This is a genomic window from Weissella fangxianensis (assembly GCF_024718545.1).
Taxonomy (GTDB): Bacteria; Bacillota; Bacilli; order Lactobacillales; family Lactobacillaceae; genus Weissella; species Weissella fangxianensis.
Window position 1 is genome coordinate 164541 of the sequence record NZ_JAMXDB010000001.1, and the last position, 20600, is coordinate 185140.

At 38.9% G+C, this 20600-nt stretch carries 20 protein-coding genes and 1 riboswitch; of the genes, 19 read left to right on the plus strand and 1 reads right to left on the minus strand.

Annotated features, from left to right (window positions below; genetic code table 11):
- Nucleotides 1–18 precede the first annotated feature (18 nt).
- The 16 genes from NGR58_RS00715 to NGR58_RS00790 all read left to right on the plus strand — a co-directional run bounded on the left by NGR58_RS00715 (nucleotide 19) and on the right by NGR58_RS00790 (nucleotide 16788).
- Nucleotides 19–384 carry a reductase gene (locus tag NGR58_RS00715; RefSeq protein ID WP_258087829.1) on the plus strand — a complete coding sequence of 122 codons (366 nt, stop codon included), beginning with the start codon at nucleotides 19–21 and terminating at the stop codon, nucleotides 382–384.
- A complete protein-coding gene (locus NGR58_RS00720) occupies nucleotides 381–1175 on the plus strand; it encodes a segregation and condensation protein A (protein WP_258087830.1) in 795 nt (264 codons plus the stop codon). Before NGR58_RS00715 ends, NGR58_RS00720 begins: the two co-directional genes overlap by 4 nt.
- Nucleotides 1165–1806, plus strand: a complete 642-nt coding sequence (scpB, locus tag NGR58_RS00725) for an SMC-Scp complex subunit ScpB (RefSeq protein WP_258087831.1) — start codon at nucleotides 1165–1167, stop codon at nucleotides 1804–1806. The genes NGR58_RS00720 and scpB overlap by 11 nt, the downstream gene beginning before the upstream one ends.
- The gene (locus NGR58_RS00730; protein WP_115470493.1) at nucleotides 1806–2573 is read left to right on the plus strand and encodes a pseudouridine synthase; all 768 of its coding nucleotides are present in this window, start codon (nucleotides 1806–1808) and stop codon (nucleotides 2571–2573) included. The genes scpB and NGR58_RS00730 overlap by 1 nt, the downstream gene beginning before the upstream one ends.
- A 60-nt stretch (nucleotides 2574–2633) precedes the next feature.
- A riboswitch (FMN riboswitch) is annotated at nucleotides 2634–2770 on the plus strand.
- Between the two features lie 89 nt (nucleotides 2771–2859).
- Nucleotides 2860–3438 (plus strand): ECF transporter S component, encoded by a 579-nt coding sequence (locus NGR58_RS00735; protein ID WP_258087832.1) that lies wholly within the window; start codon nucleotides 2860–2862, stop codon nucleotides 3436–3438.
- 72 nt (nucleotides 3439–3510) lie between these two features.
- Nucleotides 3511–4566 carry a helix-turn-helix domain-containing protein gene (locus NGR58_RS00740; protein ID WP_258087833.1) on the plus strand — a complete coding sequence of 352 codons (1056 nt, stop codon included), beginning with the start codon at nucleotides 3511–3513 and terminating at the stop codon, nucleotides 4564–4566.
- Between the two features lie 3 nt (nucleotides 4567–4569).
- Nucleotides 4570–6012: a RecQ family ATP-dependent DNA helicase gene (locus NGR58_RS00745; RefSeq protein WP_345791587.1), complete on the plus strand. Its 1443-nt coding sequence runs from the start codon at nucleotides 4570–4572 to the stop codon at nucleotides 6010–6012.
- A gap of 85 nt (nucleotides 6013–6097) precedes the next feature.
- Complete coding sequence (locus NGR58_RS00750; protein ID WP_258087834.1) at nucleotides 6098–6727, plus strand: LysM peptidoglycan-binding domain-containing protein; 630 nt, start codon at nucleotides 6098–6100, stop codon at nucleotides 6725–6727.
- 145 nt (nucleotides 6728–6872) lie between these two features.
- Nucleotides 6873–7547 (plus strand): (d)CMP kinase, encoded by a 675-nt coding sequence (gene cmk, locus NGR58_RS00755; protein WP_075269505.1) that lies wholly within the window; start codon nucleotides 6873–6875, stop codon nucleotides 7545–7547.
- Between the two features lie 97 nt (nucleotides 7548–7644).
- Nucleotides 7645–8862, plus strand: coding sequence for a 30S ribosomal protein S1 (rpsA, locus tag NGR58_RS00760; RefSeq protein ID WP_075269506.1), 1218 nt, complete (start codon nucleotides 7645–7647; stop codon nucleotides 8860–8862).
- 152 nt (nucleotides 8863–9014) lie between these two features.
- Nucleotides 9015–10325: a ribosome biogenesis GTPase Der gene (gene der, locus NGR58_RS00765; protein ID WP_258087835.1), complete on the plus strand. Its 1311-nt coding sequence runs from the start codon at nucleotides 9015–9017 to the stop codon at nucleotides 10323–10325.
- 206 nt (nucleotides 10326–10531) lie between these two features.
- A complete protein-coding gene (locus NGR58_RS00770) occupies nucleotides 10532–10807 on the plus strand; it encodes an HU family DNA-binding protein (RefSeq protein ID WP_042493879.1) in 276 nt (91 codons plus the stop codon).
- Between the two features lie 185 nt (nucleotides 10808–10992).
- On the plus strand, nucleotides 10993–11799 hold the full coding sequence (locus tag NGR58_RS00775; protein WP_258087836.1) for a bifunctional hydroxymethylpyrimidine kinase/phosphomethylpyrimidine kinase: 807 nt from the start codon (nucleotides 10993–10995) through the stop codon (nucleotides 11797–11799).
- Between the two features lie 5 nt (nucleotides 11800–11804).
- Nucleotides 11805–12311, plus strand: coding sequence for an ECF transporter S component (locus NGR58_RS00780; protein ID WP_258087837.1), 507 nt, complete (start codon nucleotides 11805–11807; stop codon nucleotides 12309–12311).
- Nucleotides 12312–12407: 96 nt separating this feature from the next.
- A complete protein-coding gene (locus NGR58_RS00785; RefSeq protein WP_258087838.1) occupies nucleotides 12408–13580 on the plus strand; it encodes an exonuclease SbcCD subunit D in 1173 nt (390 codons plus the stop codon).
- A gap of 1 nt (nucleotide 13581) precedes the next feature.
- Nucleotides 13582–16788 (plus strand): SbcC/MukB-like Walker B domain-containing protein, encoded by a 3207-nt coding sequence (locus NGR58_RS00790; RefSeq protein ID WP_258087839.1) that lies wholly within the window; start codon nucleotides 13582–13584, stop codon nucleotides 16786–16788.
- Nucleotides 16789–16849: 61 nt separating this feature from the next.
- Here NGR58_RS00790 and NGR58_RS00795 read toward each other — a convergent pair whose 3' ends face one another.
- On the minus strand, nucleotides 16850–17326 hold the full coding sequence (locus tag NGR58_RS00795) for an NUDIX domain-containing protein (RefSeq protein ID WP_258087840.1): 477 nt from the start codon (nucleotides 17324–17326) through the stop codon (nucleotides 16850–16852).
- Between the two features lie 117 nt (nucleotides 17327–17443).
- Here NGR58_RS00795 and NGR58_RS00800 point away from each other — a divergent pair, with 117 nt between their 5' ends.
- The 3 genes from NGR58_RS00800 to NGR58_RS00810 are packed head-to-tail and all read left to right on the plus strand — an operon-like array spanning nucleotide 17444 to nucleotide 20593.
- A complete protein-coding gene (locus NGR58_RS00800) occupies nucleotides 17444–19147 on the plus strand; it encodes a hypothetical protein (RefSeq protein WP_258087841.1) in 1704 nt (567 codons plus the stop codon).
- 15 nt (nucleotides 19148–19162) lie between these two features.
- On the plus strand, nucleotides 19163–19303 hold the full coding sequence (locus NGR58_RS00805) for a hypothetical protein (RefSeq protein ID WP_165845866.1): 141 nt from the start codon (nucleotides 19163–19165) through the stop codon (nucleotides 19301–19303).
- A 21-nt stretch (nucleotides 19304–19324) separates the two neighbouring features.
- Nucleotides 19325–20593: a tetratricopeptide repeat protein gene (locus NGR58_RS00810; protein WP_258087842.1), complete on the plus strand. Its 1269-nt coding sequence runs from the start codon at nucleotides 19325–19327 to the stop codon at nucleotides 20591–20593.
- The last annotated feature ends 7 nt before the right edge of the window (nucleotides 20594–20600 follow it).

Genomic DNA, 20600 nt, shown 5'->3' on the forward strand with positions numbered 1-20600 from the left:
GATTGATTGGAGGAAATGATGTTAATTATTGTACGTAAAGATCAATCGAAAATTGTTATGGGTTTGCTATCCTATAGTCCAAATTTGGCAGATATTGTCACCGTGCAACGTGAATACGATTGGTATCAATCTGATGATAGCCGAGATATTTTACTGTGGCGTGATGAAAATACACATCACTTCACGGTATTGCTCGGGGTTGCGAGTGTTTACAATTCAGTTGTGATTCGGCGGATTGTGTTTAGTCCGGAAGTACGACCTGACCAAAAGTTAGAACTTGGTAGTAAGATATATCAAGCATTGCAATATCAATACCCAGATCAAGTAATCATGGGATCAATTGCGACGCAAAAATATGTGACGAAATGGCGAGACATGCAATGAGTGAAGAACTAACATATCATTTGGCGGATTTTGATGGTCCATTGGATCTATTACTACATCTTATCCGTGTGAATGAAATGGATATCATGGATATTCCGATTGTGGAAATTACGGCACAGTATTTGGTGTTCTTACATGCAGAACAAGAGCGTAATTTAGATGTTGCTGGTGAGTTTTTAGTGATGGCTGCGACGTTAATGTCAATTAAGGCCAGTTACTTACTACCTAAGACTGATACCTTTCAATATGATGAAGAATTAGCGGAATTTGTTACTGAAGAAGAAGATCCACGAGAGGCATTAATGACGCAATTGATTGAGTATCAACGATACCAACAAGCGGCCGGTGATTTACGTGTTCGGGAAGAAGAGCGCCAGCTACAGTTTTCTAGAGCACCTATGCCAATTCCAGATGATATCGAAGGGGCCCCTTTGCCAGAAGGGTTAGAGTTACATGACTTACAGGATGCGTTTAATCGTCTGGTAAAGAAGCGCTACCGAAAGCAAGTACAGCCACGTTCGGTGAAAAGTGATAATTGGTCAGTTCAACAACAAATGACTAAAATTATGGTACAAATAGACAACAATCAGGTTGTGACGTTTGAGCAGCTTTTTGCGGAGGATGCAGGAAAAGATGAGTTGGTGACAACATTTATGGCAATGTTAGAACTTGTTCGCCATCAGCATTTGGCTATTATGCAAAATAAATTATTTGGTAATATTGATATTTCACGAGGTAATATACCTTATCATCAAGAAAATAGAGAGGATGAAGAAGCTGATGCAGAATAGCTTACAGCAAATTGAAGGGTTATTATTTGTTGCAGGGGATGAAGGCATTTCGGTGGCCGAGCTGTCAGCAGCTACACAATTCCAAAAACCAGCAGTGACTGGATTACTAGAAGAATTAGCAACTAAGTACGCTGAGGATGATAGTTGTGCATTTCAAATTCTTAAAACAGATGATCGTTATCAAATAGTAACAAAGACCAATTTATCAGAAACTATTCATCGGTTTTTTACAGCACCGTTGACGACCGCATTATCACAAGCCTCACTGGAAGTATTAGCAATCATTGCCTATAAACAGCCAGTGACGCGTATTGAAGTAGATGAAATTCGTGGTGTCCAATCACAGTCAACGATTCAAAAATTGGTTCTGCGTAATTTAGTTACTGGCAAAGGACGTGCTGACGAGCCTGGTCGGCCGATTTTATATGTTACAACAAGTTATTTCCTAAATTATTTTGGATTAACAAGTTTGGATGAGCTGCCACCATTGGTTACAGCGAAGGCACTAGAAGATTTAGAAAGTCAGCAAGGAGTTACCATACCGTTATTACCATCAGAAGAACAACAATCTTCATTTGATATCACAATTGCTGAATTAACAGATCAATCAGAAAGTAATGAGGAAAAATAATGGCAGAACGATTACAAAAGGTCATGGCTCAGGCAGGGGTGGCATCACGACGCGCTTCTGAGAAGTTGATTACTGAGGGTCAAGTGACCGTTAATGGACAGGTAATTCGAGAACTAGGTACAAAAGTAGAACCCAGCGATCATATTGAAGTGAATGGCACCCCCATTGATTCAAAAGAGAAATTAGTTTATTTCTTATTGGATAAACCACGTGGTGTTGTCACAACTAATTCCGATGATAAAGGTCGTCAAACGGTAACAGATATTGTCGATGAACCAGAACGTGTTTATCCAGTAGGTCGTTTGGACTATGATACAACGGGTGCTTTGTTGCTGACGAATGATGGTGACTTGGCCAACAAGTTGATGCATCCAAAGTATCGAATTGATAAAGTCTATGTTGCTAAAGTCAAGGGAATTCCAACAAATGACGAGTTAGAGAAATTACGACACGGTGTGACAGTGAAAACGGTCCAAAAAGGTCGTCATTATACCTTTAAAGCAGCCCCAGCTCATGCAGAAATTTTATCAAGTGATAAGAAAAAGCATACAGCTATCGTGAAGTTAACAATTCATGAAGGAAAGTATCATCAAGTAAAAGAGATGTTAAGAACTGTCGGTCATGAGGTGATTAAGTTAACTCGTGAGCGTTACGGTATGCTTGACTTAACTGGTTTGACGCCAGGGGAGTATCGACCACTACGGCATGAAGAAGTGCAGGCCTTAAAGTCTGGTCGGCAATTCCGTAAGTCGGCAGGACGTTGGTAAAAGGCTGATTGAATGTCTATTGACATTTATATATTAGAAAGTTATTATAATATTATAACTAAATATCTTCAGGGCAGGGTGTAATTCCCGACCGGCGGTAATTTCGTTTTGACGAAAAAGTCCGCGACCCACAGTTTTGTGGTTGATATGGTGTGAATCCATAACCGACAGTAAAGTCTGGTATGCAGAAGAATTAATGAATTTGACTGATAGAGTCGGTTTTATTTGTGTCGCCCTGGCATAAATAAAACCGTCTTTTTTTCAGTGCGGAGGATTAGGTAGTAACATGAATAAAACGCGTCACTTAACGATCATTGCTTTATTGTCGGCAATATCATTTGTTTTAATGATTTTCCCACAATTTCCAATCTTGCCCGGAGCAAGCTTTTTGAAAATTGACTTTTCGATTGTTCCTGTATTGCTGGGAACTTTACTCTTAGGATTGAAACAGGGCTATACGATTTTAATTCTAAGGTCAGTTTTGAAATTACTGCTTAATAATGAGGGCCCCGGCGATTTGATTGGTATACCAATGAATATTATGGGGATGGCTGTCTTTATGACGATAATTGTGCTAGTCATGCGACGTACGAAATTGTCAAAAGGACAATTTATGTGGGGGATCGTATTAGGAACAATAGGCTTAACCATTGTGATGGTCATTTTAAACTATATTTATGCGGTGCCACTATATGCCATATTTGCAAATTTTGATATTAAAGCAACGATTGGTATGGGACGTTATCTTCTTTGGATGGTCGTGCCTTTCAACTTAATTGAAGGGATTATTCTGGGTGTGGTCTCAGGTGCTGTCTTTTTCTCATTCCAACGTGTATTAAGTAATATGCATTCACAATTAAATTAAAGCATGTGGCTTGCACTTATAACGCTATTTTCTTAAACTAGTCATTAGTAATAGCGAGAGGTGGACCATGTTGTGATAACTGATTTTTTGATCACCCTATTTTCGTCGGTACAACCACGGCGACATCGGGTGATTTTTGGTTTATTAAGGCGTCGTTTAACAGTGTCAACAGAATACTGGGGATTACGCTACCAATTGTTGCCATTTGTTGGTCTGTTTCCTCAATTAGAAAAGACAACTTTTGATGAACAAATTGCAAAGCTCATCAAGAATGGTTTGCTTATTGAACAGCAGCCAAATTCTGGTCAGTTATTGTTGACAGATAAGGGGGTAGTTGCCCAGCAGGAATATCATAAGCATCACTATCAATTGCAGTATATGCCATTAACAACGCAACCTTTAGCAAATGTTCGTCAGTTTCGGGAAGTATTCTGGTTGGCAAATCAAATTATTTCGGAAACAGCTTATCATAATAAGCGCTACTATCCGTTACAAATTGATGTTAAAACCAAAATGTTAGTGAAAAAATGGTATCGTCAGACTGATAAATCGCATTTGATCGATAACTGGCTGATGGCTCTAACCCAATTTTTAAAACAATTAGATCAGCAAACAGCCAATCAATTTGTGGCGACTTGGGTTGGCCATCAACTGCCAGGGCGGAATGCTGATCAATTAGGGTTACCAGCAACATGGACGGCTACCGACTTTTATCTGTGGGAATTTGATTTATTTATTTTTTGGAGTCAAACCTTACTTCAGTCCGATAGTAACAGTGAACTAAAAAAATTGTGGCAACTGACACAACAGCAACAGAATTTGTCGCCAAGTGTGCAACTAACATGTCAACAGGTTCACCAGGGATTATCAATAGCAACAATTAGTCAGCAACGGCGCTTGAAAATCGGTACGGTACGAGAACATTTGTTAACGGCAGCGGTGTGGTTACCTAAAACAGATTTTCCGTATGACTTATTTTTAACACCGGAAACGTTGCGATATTTACAGGAACATTTAGCTGGTAATATTGATGATTGGCAGTTTGCTGATATTCGAACATCAGATAATCCGGATGAATTTTTCGTTTTTCGATTATATGAAATTTATTTGACCAAACAGGGAGCGTAAACCATGGCAATGATTAACTTAGATAAAATTTTACAAGCTAAGTTTGGTTTCAAAACTTTTAAAACTGGTCAAAAGGAAATTTTAACTGCCTTGTTAGCCAAGCAATCGACGCTAGCAATTTTACCAACTGGTGGTGGTAAAACACTGATTTATCAAATGATGGGTGCTGTTCGAGACGGTTTAGTGATCATCGTGACACCATTGCTGTCTTTAATGCAGGACCAAGTGGCTCGTTTGAATTACCTTGGTGAAAAAAATGTGATTGCTTTGAACTCAACATTGACATTTGAAAATAAAAAGAATGTCCTAAAGCACTTAAAACAATACCATTTCTTGTTCATTTCACCTGAAATGTTAAACCAAGAGCAGGTGCAAATATCATTAAAACAAGTGCCAATTAATTTGATGGTTATTGACGAGGTTCATACCATGGTGACATGGGGACAAGATTTTCGACCGGACTATCTCGCGTTACCAACCATTCATAAGCAACTTGATCAACCGCAGTTACTGTTACTAACGGCAACGGCAACGCCAAGTATGATAACTGCAATTATTGAAAATTTCCGTTCTGTACCGGAAAAGTGGTTTGTCTATCAACAACCTGTTGATCGGCCAAATATATTTTTGCATACTGAGAAATTGGCAAATGAGTTTGAGAAAAAACAACGATTAAAGTATTTGCTACAGACAACGAGTGGACCAGGGGTCGTTTATTTTACTTCACGTAAGCTAGCAACAAGTATGGCTGAATGGTTAACTAGTGAAACTGGGCAGCGTGTTGTTGCCTATCATGCGGGGATGAGCGCGATGGCTAGATACCGTGTACAACAACAGTTTATGCAAGGTGAAATCGATGTTATTACAGCGACTTCAGCATTTGGTATGGGGATCGATAAAGAAAATATTCGCTTTGTCATTCATTATCATTTGAGTAATGATCTTTCAAATTATTTGCAAGAAATTGGTCGTGCGGGTCGTGATGGTCAACAATCGGTGGCAATTCTATTATATGTTCCTGGCGATGAAAGCATTCAGTTTAATTTGATTGATCAAACGATTCCAGATTCATATGCAATCAAAAGTTATGTTGAACAGTCTGAGGTGACCATATTAAACCATGAACAGATAAGGCTATTAGATTTTTATAAATCTAATCAGCTCACAACGGTTGAAATTAGTCGGATTTTTGATAATCGGCGGCGCATCAGACAGAATAATTTGTTATCAATGATCAATTATGCAAAATCTGACGGTCAGTTGCGTCATCAAATCAGCGACTATTTTGGTAATGAAACAGATGGTTTATCGCAAACTGACGAAAGTGTGGGTGTGACAGACTGGCATCCAAAAGAATTGCACTTAGAAAGAAAAGAAGATGGCAAACATCAGTTAAAGGTGTTAAATTGGTCTGAACAGCTAAAAAAACTATTTAATTTACAGTAAAGATTAGGTGTGACACTAACTATTTTAAGGCGGTTAGTGTATTATTAAAGATAGTAAAAAAAGATAGTAAGGAGAGCCACCAATCATGACCGAAAAAAAGGATAAACAACAGCCATGGGAGGCATCTTTTAAAGATGATACAACCAAGCAGTATTCAAGAACGCAAAACCGGCGTAAATCGAAACGTGTTAGTATGGTTGTCGGGATTTTGGTATTGATTGTTATTGTGTTGTCTTTTGTTCCTGTATATAAATATCTACAAGAACTAAATAAACCTGCTGATAACACAACAAATACTGAGCTGCCAGTTGCTTCATCAACAAAAACAACAACATCAACGAATAAAGTAACCGATACAGCGAAGTCAGAATCAAAGGCTAAGGTTGCCGCATCTAAGTCATCGAGTGAGGCAGCAGCTAAATCTTCATCCGAAGCAGCGGCTGCAAAGTCTTCATCCGAAGCGGCCGAGGCAGCATCATCGAGTGAGGCGGCAGCAGCCAAATCTTCATCAGAGGCAGAAGCAGCAGCAAAGTCTTCATCCGAAGCAGCGGCATCATCTGAAGAAGAAGGGCAAACAGTATCATTTGATTCTGGTACCTTATATAGCTTTGCCCGTGCCAATAATACAACTCCTGAAGAGTTATATAGTTTGAATCCCGGGTTAACATCAAGCAATTATGCGACTTTCTACGGTAAGGGCTTGAAGGTCAAGTAGAAGTTTTCAAGTACAATAATAAATTTTAAATATAATCGAGTTGGGACATAGTAAATGTCGCAACTTTTTTTATTAAATATGCCTAGTGTTTCCACCGAATTAGGCGTAAAATAGAATAGTAATAAATTGAATAAGGATGTGAATCATGAACCCAATTCAGATTGCAATTGATGGACCAGCTTCGGCTGGCAAGTCAACGATTGCTAAAATCTTGGCTACTGACTTGAATTTTGTATATGTTGATACAGGAGCGATGTATAGAACTGTTACCCTTGCTGCCATTAGAGCAGGTATTAAGTTGACCGATGAGGCAGCGGTCGTCGCATTATTGCCAGAGATCGATATTTCATTTAAGCCAGGTAACCCAGTACAGCGTGTCTTCTTAAATGATGAAGAAGTAACCGATGATATTCGATCAGTTGAAGTGACAGCAAATGTCTCAGCTGTTTCAGCCTATGGGGATGTCCGTACGGCAATGACAGACTTACAGCGTGATATAGCGGCCGCTGGTGGTGTTGTCATGGATGGTCGTGATATTGGTACAACGGTATTGCCGGATGCTGAAGTGAAGATTTTCTTAATTGCTTCTGTCCATGAGCGAGCAGTTCGTCGCTTTAAGGAAAATCAAGCAAAAGGGATGGCTACCACATTAGAAGAATTGGAAACGGCGATTGAGAAAAGAGATTATTTAGATTCTCATCGCGAAATATCGCCGTTGCAGAAAGCATCTGATGCGACAGAATTAGATACTACTGGATTGTCAATCCAAGAAGTAGTAGCTGAAGTAAAGCGCATTATTGAAAATAAATTACGAAATTAATAATCACAACTCAAAAAGATGTAAAAAACACTGGTAATATATATCAAGATTAGGTATAATAACCATTAGAGTCGTGTGACCAGGAGGATATATTGTAATGAACGAAGAGAACAACGAGCTATTGGCAGCTCTTGACAGCGTAGCCGAAGTTAAAGTTGGCGATGTAGTTAAGGGTGAAGTCTTGGCAATTGATGATAATCGTCAAGTTATCGTAGGTATTGAAGGTGCCGGTGTTGAAGGTGTAATTCCTTTGCGCGAATTGACAACTGACCGCGATGCGGACGTAAATGACCTTGTCAAGGTCGGAGACGTGTTGGATTTGGTAGTAGTATCTACTATCGGTTCTGACAAGGAAGGTGGATCATACCTATTGTCAAAGCGTCGTCTTGAAGCTCGTCGTGCTTGGGAAGAAATCGCAAGCAAGCACAGTGTTGACGACATTGTGGAAGCACCAGTAACGCAAGCCGTTAAGGGTGGTTTGGTTGTTGATGTTGAAGGTGTACGTGGATTCGTACCTGCTTCAATGATTGAGAACCGTTTCGTGCAAGATTTGAACCAATACAAGGGTCAAACTATCCGTGCAAAGATTATTGAAATCAACGCAGCAGATAGCCGTTTGATCTTGTCACGTCGTGAAGTTTTGAATGAAGAGCGTTCAGCTGCTTTGGCACGCATCTTTGATGAACTTTCAGTTGGTGATGTAATTGAAGGTAAAGTTGCTCGTATGACTAACTTTGGTGCATTTATTGACCTTGGTGGTGTTGATGGATTGGTACACGTATCTGAAATCTCACACGAACGCGTTTCACAACCTTCAGACGTTTTGTCAGTTGGTGAAGAAGTTAAGGTTAAGGTTTTGGGCTTGGATCCAGAACGTGAGCGTATCTCATTGTCAATTAAGGCTACTCAACCAGGACCTTGGGATACAGCAGCTGAAAAAGCACCAGCTGGTACAGTTCTAGAGGGAACTGTTAAGCGTGTGGTTGACTTTGGTGCATTCGTTGAAGTGTTCCCAGGCGTTGAAGGTTTGGTTCACGTTTCACAAATCTCACACAAGCACATTGCTAACCCTAGTGATGTATTGACAGCCGGTGACAAGGTTCAAGTTAAGGTTTTGGATGTTAACCCAGAACGTCAACGTTTGTCATTGTCAATCAAGGCTTTGGAAGAAGCACCTGCACGCGAGGAAAATGATCGCCCTCGTCGTTCACGTCGCCCTCGCCAATCAGCACCAACTAACTACTCAACTTCTGAAGAAGAAGGTTCAGCAACGTTAGGTGATGCATTTGGTGACATCTTCAAAGATTTCGACTAAGCATTAGAATAGTTTAAAACAGTTAGAGGCTGGGACAGATGTTGTCTCAGCCTCTAATTTTTGTTTCGTATTAATTCATGTTAATATTAAACATAGAGTATACAAATTAACGCGAATTACAATAAATTATGTAATTCAGAAAAGAGGATAATATGGGATTTCCTGTTGTGGCTGTTGTTGGTCGTCCAAATGTTGGTAAATCAACAATTTTTAACCGCATCGCGGGTGACCGAATTTCAATTGTCGAGGATACGCCAGGTATTACACGTGATCGTATTTATACACGTGCGGAATGGTTGACTAATGAATTTCGGTTAATTGATACCGGTGGAATTGACATGGGCGATGAACCATTTATGTCACAAATTGTTCAACAAGCTGAAATTGCGATTGATGAAGCAGATGTTATTGTTTTCATGGTTTCGGCTCGCGAAGGATTAACTGAAGCTGATGAACGTGTGGCTAAAATGTTGTATCGATCAAAAAAGCCAGTTGTTTTGGCAGTTAATAAGGTTGATAATATTGAACAGCGTTCAGAAATTTATGAGTTTTACGCATTAGGATTTGGTGATCCATATCCAATTTCTGGTGCACATGGTACCGGATTAGGTGATTTGTTGGATCAAGTTGTGGCTAATTTCCCAGATGTAGAAGCACCAGAAGAAGATGATGCGGTACGCTTTTCATTTATTGGTCGTCCAAATGTCGGGAAGTCATCATTAGTGAATGCGATGTTAGGTGAGGAACGGGTCATCGTGTCAGATATTTCTGGTACAACGCGTGATGCCATCGATACCCGATTTACTTCAGAAGATGGTGACGAATTTGTTATGGTCGATACGGCGGGAATTCGTAAACGTGGGAAGGTTTACGAATCTACTGAAAAGTACTCAGTCATGCGTGCAATGCGTGCAATTGACGATTCAAATGTCGTGTTAGTTGTCTTAAATGCGGAAGAAGGTATCCGTGAGCAAGATAAGCACGTGGCCGGCTATGCGCATGAAGCGGGTCGAGCCGTTATTATTGTTGTAAATAAGTGGGATACGCTTGAAAAAGATAATCACACAATGACGGATTTTGAAAATCAAATTCGTCAAGAATTCCAATATCTATCATATGCACCGATTGTCTTTGTGTCAGCTTTGACAAAGCAACGTTTGAATAAATTACCAGCACTAATTAAGCAAGTAAATGATAACCATCGAAAGAGAATTCAATCGGCTACGTTGAACGAAGTTATTTCAGATGCTTTGGCATTAAATCCAACATCAACAGTTAATGGTAAGCGTTTGCGTGTTTATTATGCAACGCAAGTAGCTATCCAACCGCCAACTTTTGTTGTTTTTGTCAATAATCCTGAGTTAATGCATTTTTCATATGAACGTTTCTTAGAGAATCAAATCCGTAAATCATTTGACTTTACTGGAACGCCAATTCACTTGATTAAAAGAGCACGTAAATAAAAATAAACTTAATATTGCATACTTTGCCTTAAATTTTATAAAAATATTTAAGGATATGACAAAAACCTTGCTATATCAACGTTTAAAGGCATTTTTTACTTGTAAGAACCACATAATTATGATATTCTAAGTATCGAAATCTAATTACAGATTCAATTTTAATTTATTGGCAAAATGCCAATATACCTATGCAGGAGGAAAACTAAATGGCTAACAAGCAAGAATTAGTAACTGATGTTGCAACTGCAACTGGTTTGACAAAGAAGGATGCAACTGCTGCAGTTGATGCAGTATTCGCTTCAATCCAAGATACTTTGGCAAAGGGTGAAAAGGTCCAATTAATTGGCTTTGGTAACTTTGAAGTACGTTCTCGTGCAGCTCGTAAGGGTCGCAACCCACAAACTGGTGAGGAAATCGAGATTGCTGCATCAAAGATTCCTGCATTCAAGCCTGGTAAGGCATTGAAGGATGCAATCAAATAAGTTGTATTGAAAAAGAAGTGGTGTTTAACACTACTTCTTTTTTTGTCGTTTTTAGATCAAATCCTCAGTTATTTGAAACACGTTTATGCTCTCAAATAAAGCTACGCATTCAATATGTATGTGTTTACCGTCGTTAATTTGTGCTAAACTTAAATTTAATTAATTATTGTAAAAGAGGTATTGCGATGGGAGTAGGGAAAATTATAACAATCGCTGGTTCGGATATTTTAGCTGGTGGTGGGGTCCAAGCTGATTTAGCAACATTTAATGAATATGGGTTGTTTGGTTTAAGTGCCATTACAAGTATTGTGACAGTTAATCAAGCTGATTTTGATATTTATGATGTGCCAGTATCTGTGTTGGCCAAGCAATTAACTTCTCTGAGTCAATTTACAGATATTAAGGGTATCAAAGTGGGATTGTTACCGTCTGTTGCTCATATTGATCTAGTCAGCCAATTTATCAAACAATATGCTGGCCAAGTACCGGTTGTTATTGATCCGGTGATGGCGTTTAAAGAAACTGATTCAGTTAATGCGGCAAAATTAGCCACTGCTATCAAGCAAAAATTATTACCACTGGCAACAGTCGTGACACCCAACTTGATTGAAGCTGAGTTATTAACGGAACAATCAATTCGTTCTGAAGCAGATTTATTAACGGCTGCTAAGATGCTCCATACAATGGGACCACAAATCGTGGTGGTCAAGGGTGGTGTGCGTTTACTTGGTGATATGGCAATCGATGCGGTTGTTTCCGATAATACGGAAAAGATGATGCAATTACCAAAAATTGCGCAACCGTATAATAATGGGGCTGGCTGTACATTTTCAGCAGCCATTGCCAGTCAGATATCGCAAGATGTACCAGTAATAACGGCAATTGACGATGCCAAGGATTTTGTACATGATGGTATTTTGCACGGAGTTCGTTTGAATGATGATTTTAAAGTAGGTAATGTTTGGCAGGCAGCGCGCCGCCATAAGGGGTAGATGAAATGAAAACAAAGCAAATTACTATCGGAGCGGTGTTGATTGCTATCAACATTGTATTAAGTTATGTCGCCAAATTACCAACGCCAACAGGATTCGTTTCTTTAGTAGAAACTGGTATTTTTATTGGTGCTTGGCATTTTGGTCCTAAAATGGGATTAGCCGTTGGTGGGTTAACTGGATTTTTACTAGACTTATTTGCTGGCTATCCACAATGGATGCTTTTTTCATTACTTATCCATGGTGGAGAAGGTTGGGTAATTGGACATTATAACGTTGATAAAACAGTGGGTATCCGTGTTTTAGGTAACATTTTAGGTGGTATTACCATGGTTGTGGGTTACTGGTTAGCTGGTAGTTTCTTACTATGGGTCACTGGTGGGTCAAAAATGTCATTACAGGCTGCAACGTTGGCTGGCCTAACAGATGTGCCAGCAAATATTTTCCAGGTTTTGGTTGGATTTATCTTAGCACTTATTGTAAGCGTACCATTACGAAAGTGGATACGTTAATTTAATTATTAAGCGTAATAGGCTGGGTTATTTCCCAGTCTGTTTTTGTTTCCGACAAAATAGTCATTAATTGTTAGATTAGAGGGAATTTTGATTATGAAATTTTTACATACAGCCGATTGGCATATTGGTAAAGAGTTAGGGGGCTATTCACTATTAGCCGAACAGCAAGTTGCTTATCAACAAATTAGGGATTTAGCAATTCAAGAAAAAGTTGATGGTGTGATTATTGCTGGTGACTTATATGACCGCGGTATTGCGCCAATTTCAGCAGTTAATAGTTTAGAGAGCATGCTGAAAGATTTAAATATAACATTTAAAATGCCGGTCTATGCTGTTTCCGGAAATCATGATGGTGCCACACGATTGGGTGCTGGGCGAGAATGGCGGGAAAAGAGTCAATTATATTTAAATACAACGCTGGCTGATTCTTTTACACCTATTGAAACCAAAGATACACAAGTATTCTTGTTACCATTTATTGAGCCTTCAACGGCTCGGGTGCATTACGGCATAACAGAAGATGAAACAGCACATTATCAAACAATCAATCAAGTCATGCCCCGTATTGTTAACGAAATGGTTGCCAAATTTAAACCAGCAATGAATCATGTGCTGGTGACCCATTATTATGTTGTGGGTAGTAAAAATCAGGATTATGAATTCACTAGTGAAACTAACTCACAAGTTGGTGGTTTACGTGGCTTGGATGATCAATTATTTAAGGATTTTGACTATGTTGCATTGGGTCATCTACATTTAAAACAAGCGAGTCCTAGTGATGTTGTGCAATATTCGGGTTCACCAATCAAATTTAATACGAAAGAAGCCCAATCAGAAAAGGGCGTTTATCTTGTTGAAATCAACGATCATCAAGTGAAAACAAAGTGGGAACCATTAGTCCCTAAGAAGGATTTGATTTTACTGACTGGAACCTTTGATGAATTAGTGACACCAAGTTTTTATCAACAGTATGAACGAGCACATAAAAACTACTTTAGTATTAAGATTCAAGGGACGGTCACATCGCCCAATGCGCGGGCAATGCTGGCTGAAATTTATGGTGATGTTGTCGAAGTGCAATATGACTTACCTAAGTTAATGCAGAGTGAAACAAGTATTCCAGAAATTAGTGATGGTAATGAAGCTGATGATAAAATGATTGCTAATTTTTATGAGTTTGTGACTGGTGAACAACTGAATGATAATCAAAAGAAGCTTATTGATGAGACCTTGAGTGACTTACACCAACAGGAGGAAGATAATTAATATGCGTCCTATCAAATTACAATTGAACAATTTCGGACCTTATGATCATGCCACGATTGATTTTTCAAATTTCACTGAATCTAAACTATTTTTAATTACTGGCGATACGGGTGCTGGTAAGACAACTATTTTTGACGGTATGACCTATGCCTTGTTTGGTGAAGGAACTGGTGAACGACGTCCGGAAGATATGCGTAGTGAATTTGCTGATACGAATTCAGAAACTAAGGTCGTTTTTTGGTTTGAACATAATGGCCGTTTCTATGAAATTAAGCGTACGCCCACACAGTCATTAAAAAAGAAGCGCGGTGCAAAATCAGATTTTGATTTAACCGAACATAAAGCAACGGTTTCATTGATGGAAGTTGATGATGTCCTCGCAACACCAATTGCTGCACTCGGCGACAAAGCAACCGTTGTTAATGACCACGTCAAAGAATTACTACACTTAAATGCTGAACAGTTTCGTAAAATAATTTTATTACCACAAGATAAATTTCGAGAATTTTTAAGTGCCCAAAGTGATGATAAAAAGGTCATTTTACGTCAACTATTTGGAACGGCAATCTTTGACCAGTTTACGGATAAATTGAAACAACAACAAAAAACATCTGATAGTCAACTGGAACAACTTGCTTTCCAACGTGACGATAAGTTAAAACAAATTGACTGGCAACAGGATGATATTGAGACTATTGCACCAACTGCAGCAGAAAAGTTGACGCTTTTATCTCATATGAATCAAGCAATGCGCATTGATTTAACTGAACAAGAGAACGACTTGACGAAAGCACGTGAGCAATTAAAAGTTCTACAGCAACGGCAGCAAGAAGGTCAACGCGTTGAAAATTTATATACTCAATTAACGCAAAAGAATCAGTTATTGCAAGAAAAATATACACAGAAACCGGTCATTGAAAAAAAGAAAACTTGGTGGCAAACTTTGCGTTGGGCCGAATCGCAACGTGAAATCGTTGATAAGCAACAACGACTTGCTAAACAATTAGCTGATGAATCAGATAGTAAGCAACAAGTGACAACAGCAAGCAATCAGCTAAAACATAGCCAAACTGTGTTGGTAGATCGACAAACAACACTGTATAAACAAAAGGAAAGTATCGCTAACAAGCGCATTGTTTTACAACAAATTCAAAATGATTTACTACCTAAATCTCGTCAATTGACTAAAGCTCAAGATAAGCAAGCACAAGTTATTGCGAAAATTGCATCAGCTGAACAAACTAATCAAAAATTAAATGACCAATTACAGGTCACTGAAAATGAATTAACAGATAAACAAAAGCAGTTGGCTGATAAACAGCAAATTATCGTTAATGAAATTAGTCTGACAAAGCTAACTTCGCAGATACAAAATATGGCAGAGCGGGTTAGTGACTATGAGTCACGACAATCAGCCTTAGAGTCAGCGGAATTACAAGCAGCAAAATTAGCAGAACAAGTTACAAAGTCAAAAGAGCATCAATCCTTACAATTGCAAAAATTAAAAGAGCAAGAATCATTACGTCGTGATATCTTGATTCAGCAATTAAAACAAGAGTTAAAGGTCGGTGAGCCTTGCTTGATTTGTGGTCAAATTTATCAAGGTCAGCAGCATGAGCATAATCAAGCAGCAACGACAACCTACGCAGATTTAAAAACGGCTATTCAAGCGGTTGAACAGACAGAGCGTTCAGTTAGAGATGCTGCTGCAGATCTATCTAAAGTAATGACGGCTTATGAAACGAAATTGGCTGATATTAAAAGTGAAAAGGAATGGTTAGATTCACGACAAAGTAAAATTAATCAGACTTATGAACAGATAAAGGCCGATTGGGAATCAGTGTTCGCTTCTTTTAATGAAACTTTTAGTGAATTGCCAACGATATTTGATAAAGTACAGGTTAACAAAAAAACACAACTAGCTTTAGCTTTCATGCGTGATACTAAAAAGCAAGTGACATCCTTAGAAAAAGAAGTTGTCAATAAACAACAACAGCTGCAAGCGGCTAAAGAAGATTTGGTAGAAAATAAGCAAATTCTTGTATCGCAACAACAAAATAAGCAAGAATTGACTGATGAAATTACGCAATTAACAGCATCGACCAGGCAATTATTGTCAGTGACCGAGTATGAGCAGAAAGTTCAGCAACTTCAGCATGAGATTAAAAAATATGAAGAAACTGACAATGAGCTACGTGAGCAATTGTTAAGAAATGAAAATAGTCAACAGGAGAAACAGCAACAGTTAGCAAGCATCCAACAAAAATTGGCGCAAATTCAAGCTGATTTAACGCAAGAACAGCAACGTTTAGCAACGGTTATTAGTGAGGGACCAGTTGCAGACCAAGCTGGATTTGATGAATTAATGGGACGTTTAGACCAAGATCCCGATGAAATCAATCAGTTGCATAATGCCGTTATGGCTTACCAGACAAGTATCAAAAGCTTAACGGCAGAAGTCGACGATTTGAAAAAACAAATTGGTAATAAAACCTTGCCGGATTTAGAGAAGTTGCAAATGCTGGTTAATGAACAGCAAGCTTCTGTTGAACAACAAGTGGCTGACTATACGGCAAAGGAAGCTCAGTTAACGCAACAGGTACAGAGTGAATATTCTGTACAAACACTACAAGAGCAATGGGCAGCTCAACAATCTGCAGGTAGAGATTTGTTTACCTTAAAAGAAGCCGTTGATGGTAATAATGATAAACGGCTACGCCTTGAAACCTTTATTTTGCGACGCTTTTTATATGACGTATTAGAGTATGCTAATGCCCATTATATAGGTGTCTTGTCGGCTGGAAGATATCAATTTATTTTGTCAAATCGACAGGCTGGCCGAGCCAATCAAAACGGTTTGGATATTGATATTTATGACCAAGATGGTGGCCAAATTAGGGCAACAAGTACGCTATCAGGTGGTGAATCATTCATTGCCGCACTTTCGATTGCACTTTCGATGGCTGAAATCGTGCAGCATCGTGCGGGTGGTGCCAAAATCGATGCACTCTTTATTGATGAAGGGTTCGGCTCATTGGATGAACAGACACTTTCGCAAGCGATGGAAGCCTTAAGTATGGTTGAGCAAAGTGGCCGATTGGTAGGAATTATTTCTCATGTTAGTTCCATGAAACAGCAGATACCGCAACAATTATCAGTTAAGAAACTTGGGAATGGTCGTAGTAAATTAACATTGCATATTCTTTAATTAAATTGTAGTTATACAAAAGGTGGTTGAGACAAGATAAATGTCTCAACCACCTTTTGTGCTAAAAATACCAACCATAGGGGACTTCTTTACGAATTTGGTCAATTGCTAATTGGTGTTGCTGATTGTACATTTTAGGTTGTTTAGCTAGTGGTACGAACTCTAATGATAGTGTTTCGTCGCCATCAGCAATTAGCTTGCCACCAGTTTTTTCAACTTCGAACAGGAACATTGGAATCTGGGCTTTGTCACCTGATTGAAAGGTGTGGTGAAAATTGGTATCGACACCAATCAAGGCAGTAATCTTAACGTCAATGCCAGCTTCTTCCTTAAATTCACGAATGAGTGATGTCGGAGCTGATTCGCCTAAATTTTGCATACCACCAACGAGACTCCAACCAACCTCGCCATCACCGCGTTGTTCCATTAATACTTTTTGACGCGTATCGTCGAATAAAATACCAGCCACACCGGGCATAATAATTTCTTCATGACCAATTTTGTGACGTAAGTCCTTAAAGTAGTCTTCCATAACCATATAAAATAATTCCCCCTGAATGCTTTGTTGTGCTCATCATAGCATACCGAGGGGAAACTTAAAAAAGCCTGACGTTATGGTACAATTAAGTTATCTATTTTTTATGAGGAGAAATGCATGATTACATCATTTTTAGTTCTGGAAATTACAGCAATTGCGACATTTCTATGGGCAAAAAAACTAAAACTTAGCAAATTAGACTGGTTGGCAGTTGGTATTGTCACCATTATCAATGTTATTTTTATTTATTGGTGGATGCCGGTACCAACACTATCACAATTAGTGATCCCAGTAGCGCTTGAAACCACATTGGTTAGTATTTGGGCGGTTATTACAGGCACATCATCAGTATTGGTTGAACGCGTAGTAAATGGTAAACGTTCTTTTAGCTTACAAGGGATAAACTTCTGGCCATTTGTTATTCCGTTTATTGCTATTGGTATATCTGTATCTGCCGGTGTCTCAAAGGCACTGACTGAACGACCAATGTATCATTCTGTACAAGCAAAGCATCATAAAGAAGCCCCTTTGACTAAGGATGATCAACCAATTGCTCTGTCAGCACAAGCTGCCGAAAATATGATGAAAAAGGCATTTTCACAAGCACCAGATTCATCAATGTATGAATTGGGTGATTTATCAGCACAATATATTAAAGGTAAGCCTTACTATGTGGCTCCGGTAGAATTTAATGGTTTTGTATCATGGTTTATGAATCGCGAATTACCGGGTTACTTTGTGACATCAGCAACCGATATTAACGACACGGCCCATTTTGTGAAGAAGGATATGGCTTATTCTGAAACCAGTTGGTTTTCACATAGTATTGCTCGTAAAATTTATATGGCAAACCCACGTTATCAACAAGTAGGTGAGCCGATTTTAGAAGTTGATAATAATGGCAAAACTTATTGGGTACAAACACTATTGCGTGTCCGCTGGGCTGGTCAATTGTTATTTGATAATATTCACGTATCAATTACTAGTGCAGATACTGGAAAAACAAAAGTGTATAAAACGAGCGACTTACCAAAATGGGTAGATGTTGGTGTTTCACCAGAGGCAGCGACATTAATGAATCGAACTTATGGTAATCCGTATGCCTTTAACTTCCGTCATAAAAATCAAATCAAGCCAACTGAAAATGGGTCTGAAAGTGGTGTGACACCAATGTTTAATGTTAATGGCTCATTATCATATTTTGATGATTTTACAACGGTACGTTCAAATGCCGATTCAGATAAGGGTTATTCATTAGTGGATACGCGAACGGGTCAATTACGCTTCTACACTGGTAAAAATGTAGGTATTATGGATTCTGAAGGGGCAATGAAGGTTGCCAAACAGCTGCATCCCCAAAATAAGTGGCATGGTTCAAATCCTGTGATTATGAACGTTGATGGTACACCAACTTGGGTCATTTCAATGATGGATAATAATGAACGTTTCCGTGAATATGCCTATATCAAGGGAGCTGACCAAAACATTATTGGTGAAGGTGCGAATGCATCAGATGCACTGGCAGCTTACCGTAATGCACTTGCCGGTAGTGCTCAAACAGCAGCGGCTAGTGATGCAAAAGCCAAAGTCAAAAAGGCTAGCGGCAAGGTTGAACGAGTGAATACCAATGCAACGTTAGATAATAAGCAAGTTGTTGTCTTTAAGCTGGTCGATGATGATATACTATATACTTTGGATCCGTCACAGAAGCAAACAGCTTTGTTGATGCAAACAGGTGATCAGGTTAATCTAAAGGCTAAATCTGTTAAGGGAGCCACGGTAGCGAATGTGGTCTCACTTAAAAATGAGTCACTGAAATAGAAAGAACATGACATTATGGGAAAAGGAACAATTAAATCAAATGATTTTGCTCGTGGTGCGGCAAAAAAGGGTCAGGTAACGGCTGATCAAAAGAAATCAGCACGACAGGCTTTGCTTGCACAAGCAAAGAAAAAGGCTCAAGCAAACAAACATTAATTTTTAAGAAAGGATGCTGCTATGGCAAGTTTTGCAGAACGAATGCTTGATGAATTATCAAGTGGACAATTAGAGGCGGCAAAGAAATCTTTTGCCTCTGCTTTGCGTTATGATGATGATGATACGATTTATTCATTGGCTGAGGAGCTTTATGGGTTAGGATTTTCTAACCAAGCCCAGCGTGCGTATAAAAAATTATTAGCTAAATACCCGGATGAAGATCAATTACGGACGTCTTTGGCTGACATTGCCATTGATGAAGATGATACGGACCAGGCACTCATGTACCTATCAGAGATTTCAGAGGATTCAACAGCTTATATTGAATCCTTATTAGTCGCTGCAGATTTGTATCAGTCAGAAGGATTGGTAGAAGCTGCGGAAGGTAAGTTATTGGCTGCATATCAGCAGGATTCAGAAGAACCAATCATTCAGTTTGCGCTTGCAGAATTTTATTTTGCCACTGCAAAATATCAATTGGCCATTCCATATTATCGACAACTAATTAAAAATGGTGAACGGTATTTCTCTGGCTTGGATATTGTGTCGCGAATCGGTGTGGCTTACGCATTAGTGGGAAACTTCGACAATGCGCTGGGGTACCTTGAACAAATCAAAGATGCAGATATGACGCCAGATGTGCGTTTCCAACTTGGTTTAACTTATGCAACAAATCCAGAGAATCAACAAAAAGCGATTAAAACTTTTACTGAGTTACGTGAAATTGATTCATCATATGCTGGTTTGTATGAACCACTGGCGCAGTTATATTTGAATACGCATGAGCCTAAAAAAGCATTGGTGACATATCAAGAAGGCATTGCGGTCGACCCATTTAATGCTAAGTTCTATCAAGAAGGTGCTAAAATCGCTGCTGAGCTGGATGAAAATGAACAAGCGAATGCCCTTTATAAAGAGGGATTGGAAAATAATCCAGCCGACTCTGTTCTGGTTACCAGCTATTCTGATTTCTTGGTGAAAACTGGAAATGATATTGATAACATTAATCTATTGAATGATTTCTTTAACAATGATGATACGGATGTAAATCCACAACTTTATTGGAATTTGGCCCAAAGTTACACAGCCTTAGAAGATTTTGAAATGGCTACTAAGTATTGGCGTGCTGCATTGCCATTCTTTATGGATCAACCAGACTTTTTGAAACCAGCTTATTATTATTTCAGAGGTGAAGGTGAACGTGAGCTTGCCTTACAAGCGTTGCAACAATACGTCAAATTAGTACCTGAGGATTACGACATGGTCGCTACTTTACAAGACGAATTTTAACAATATA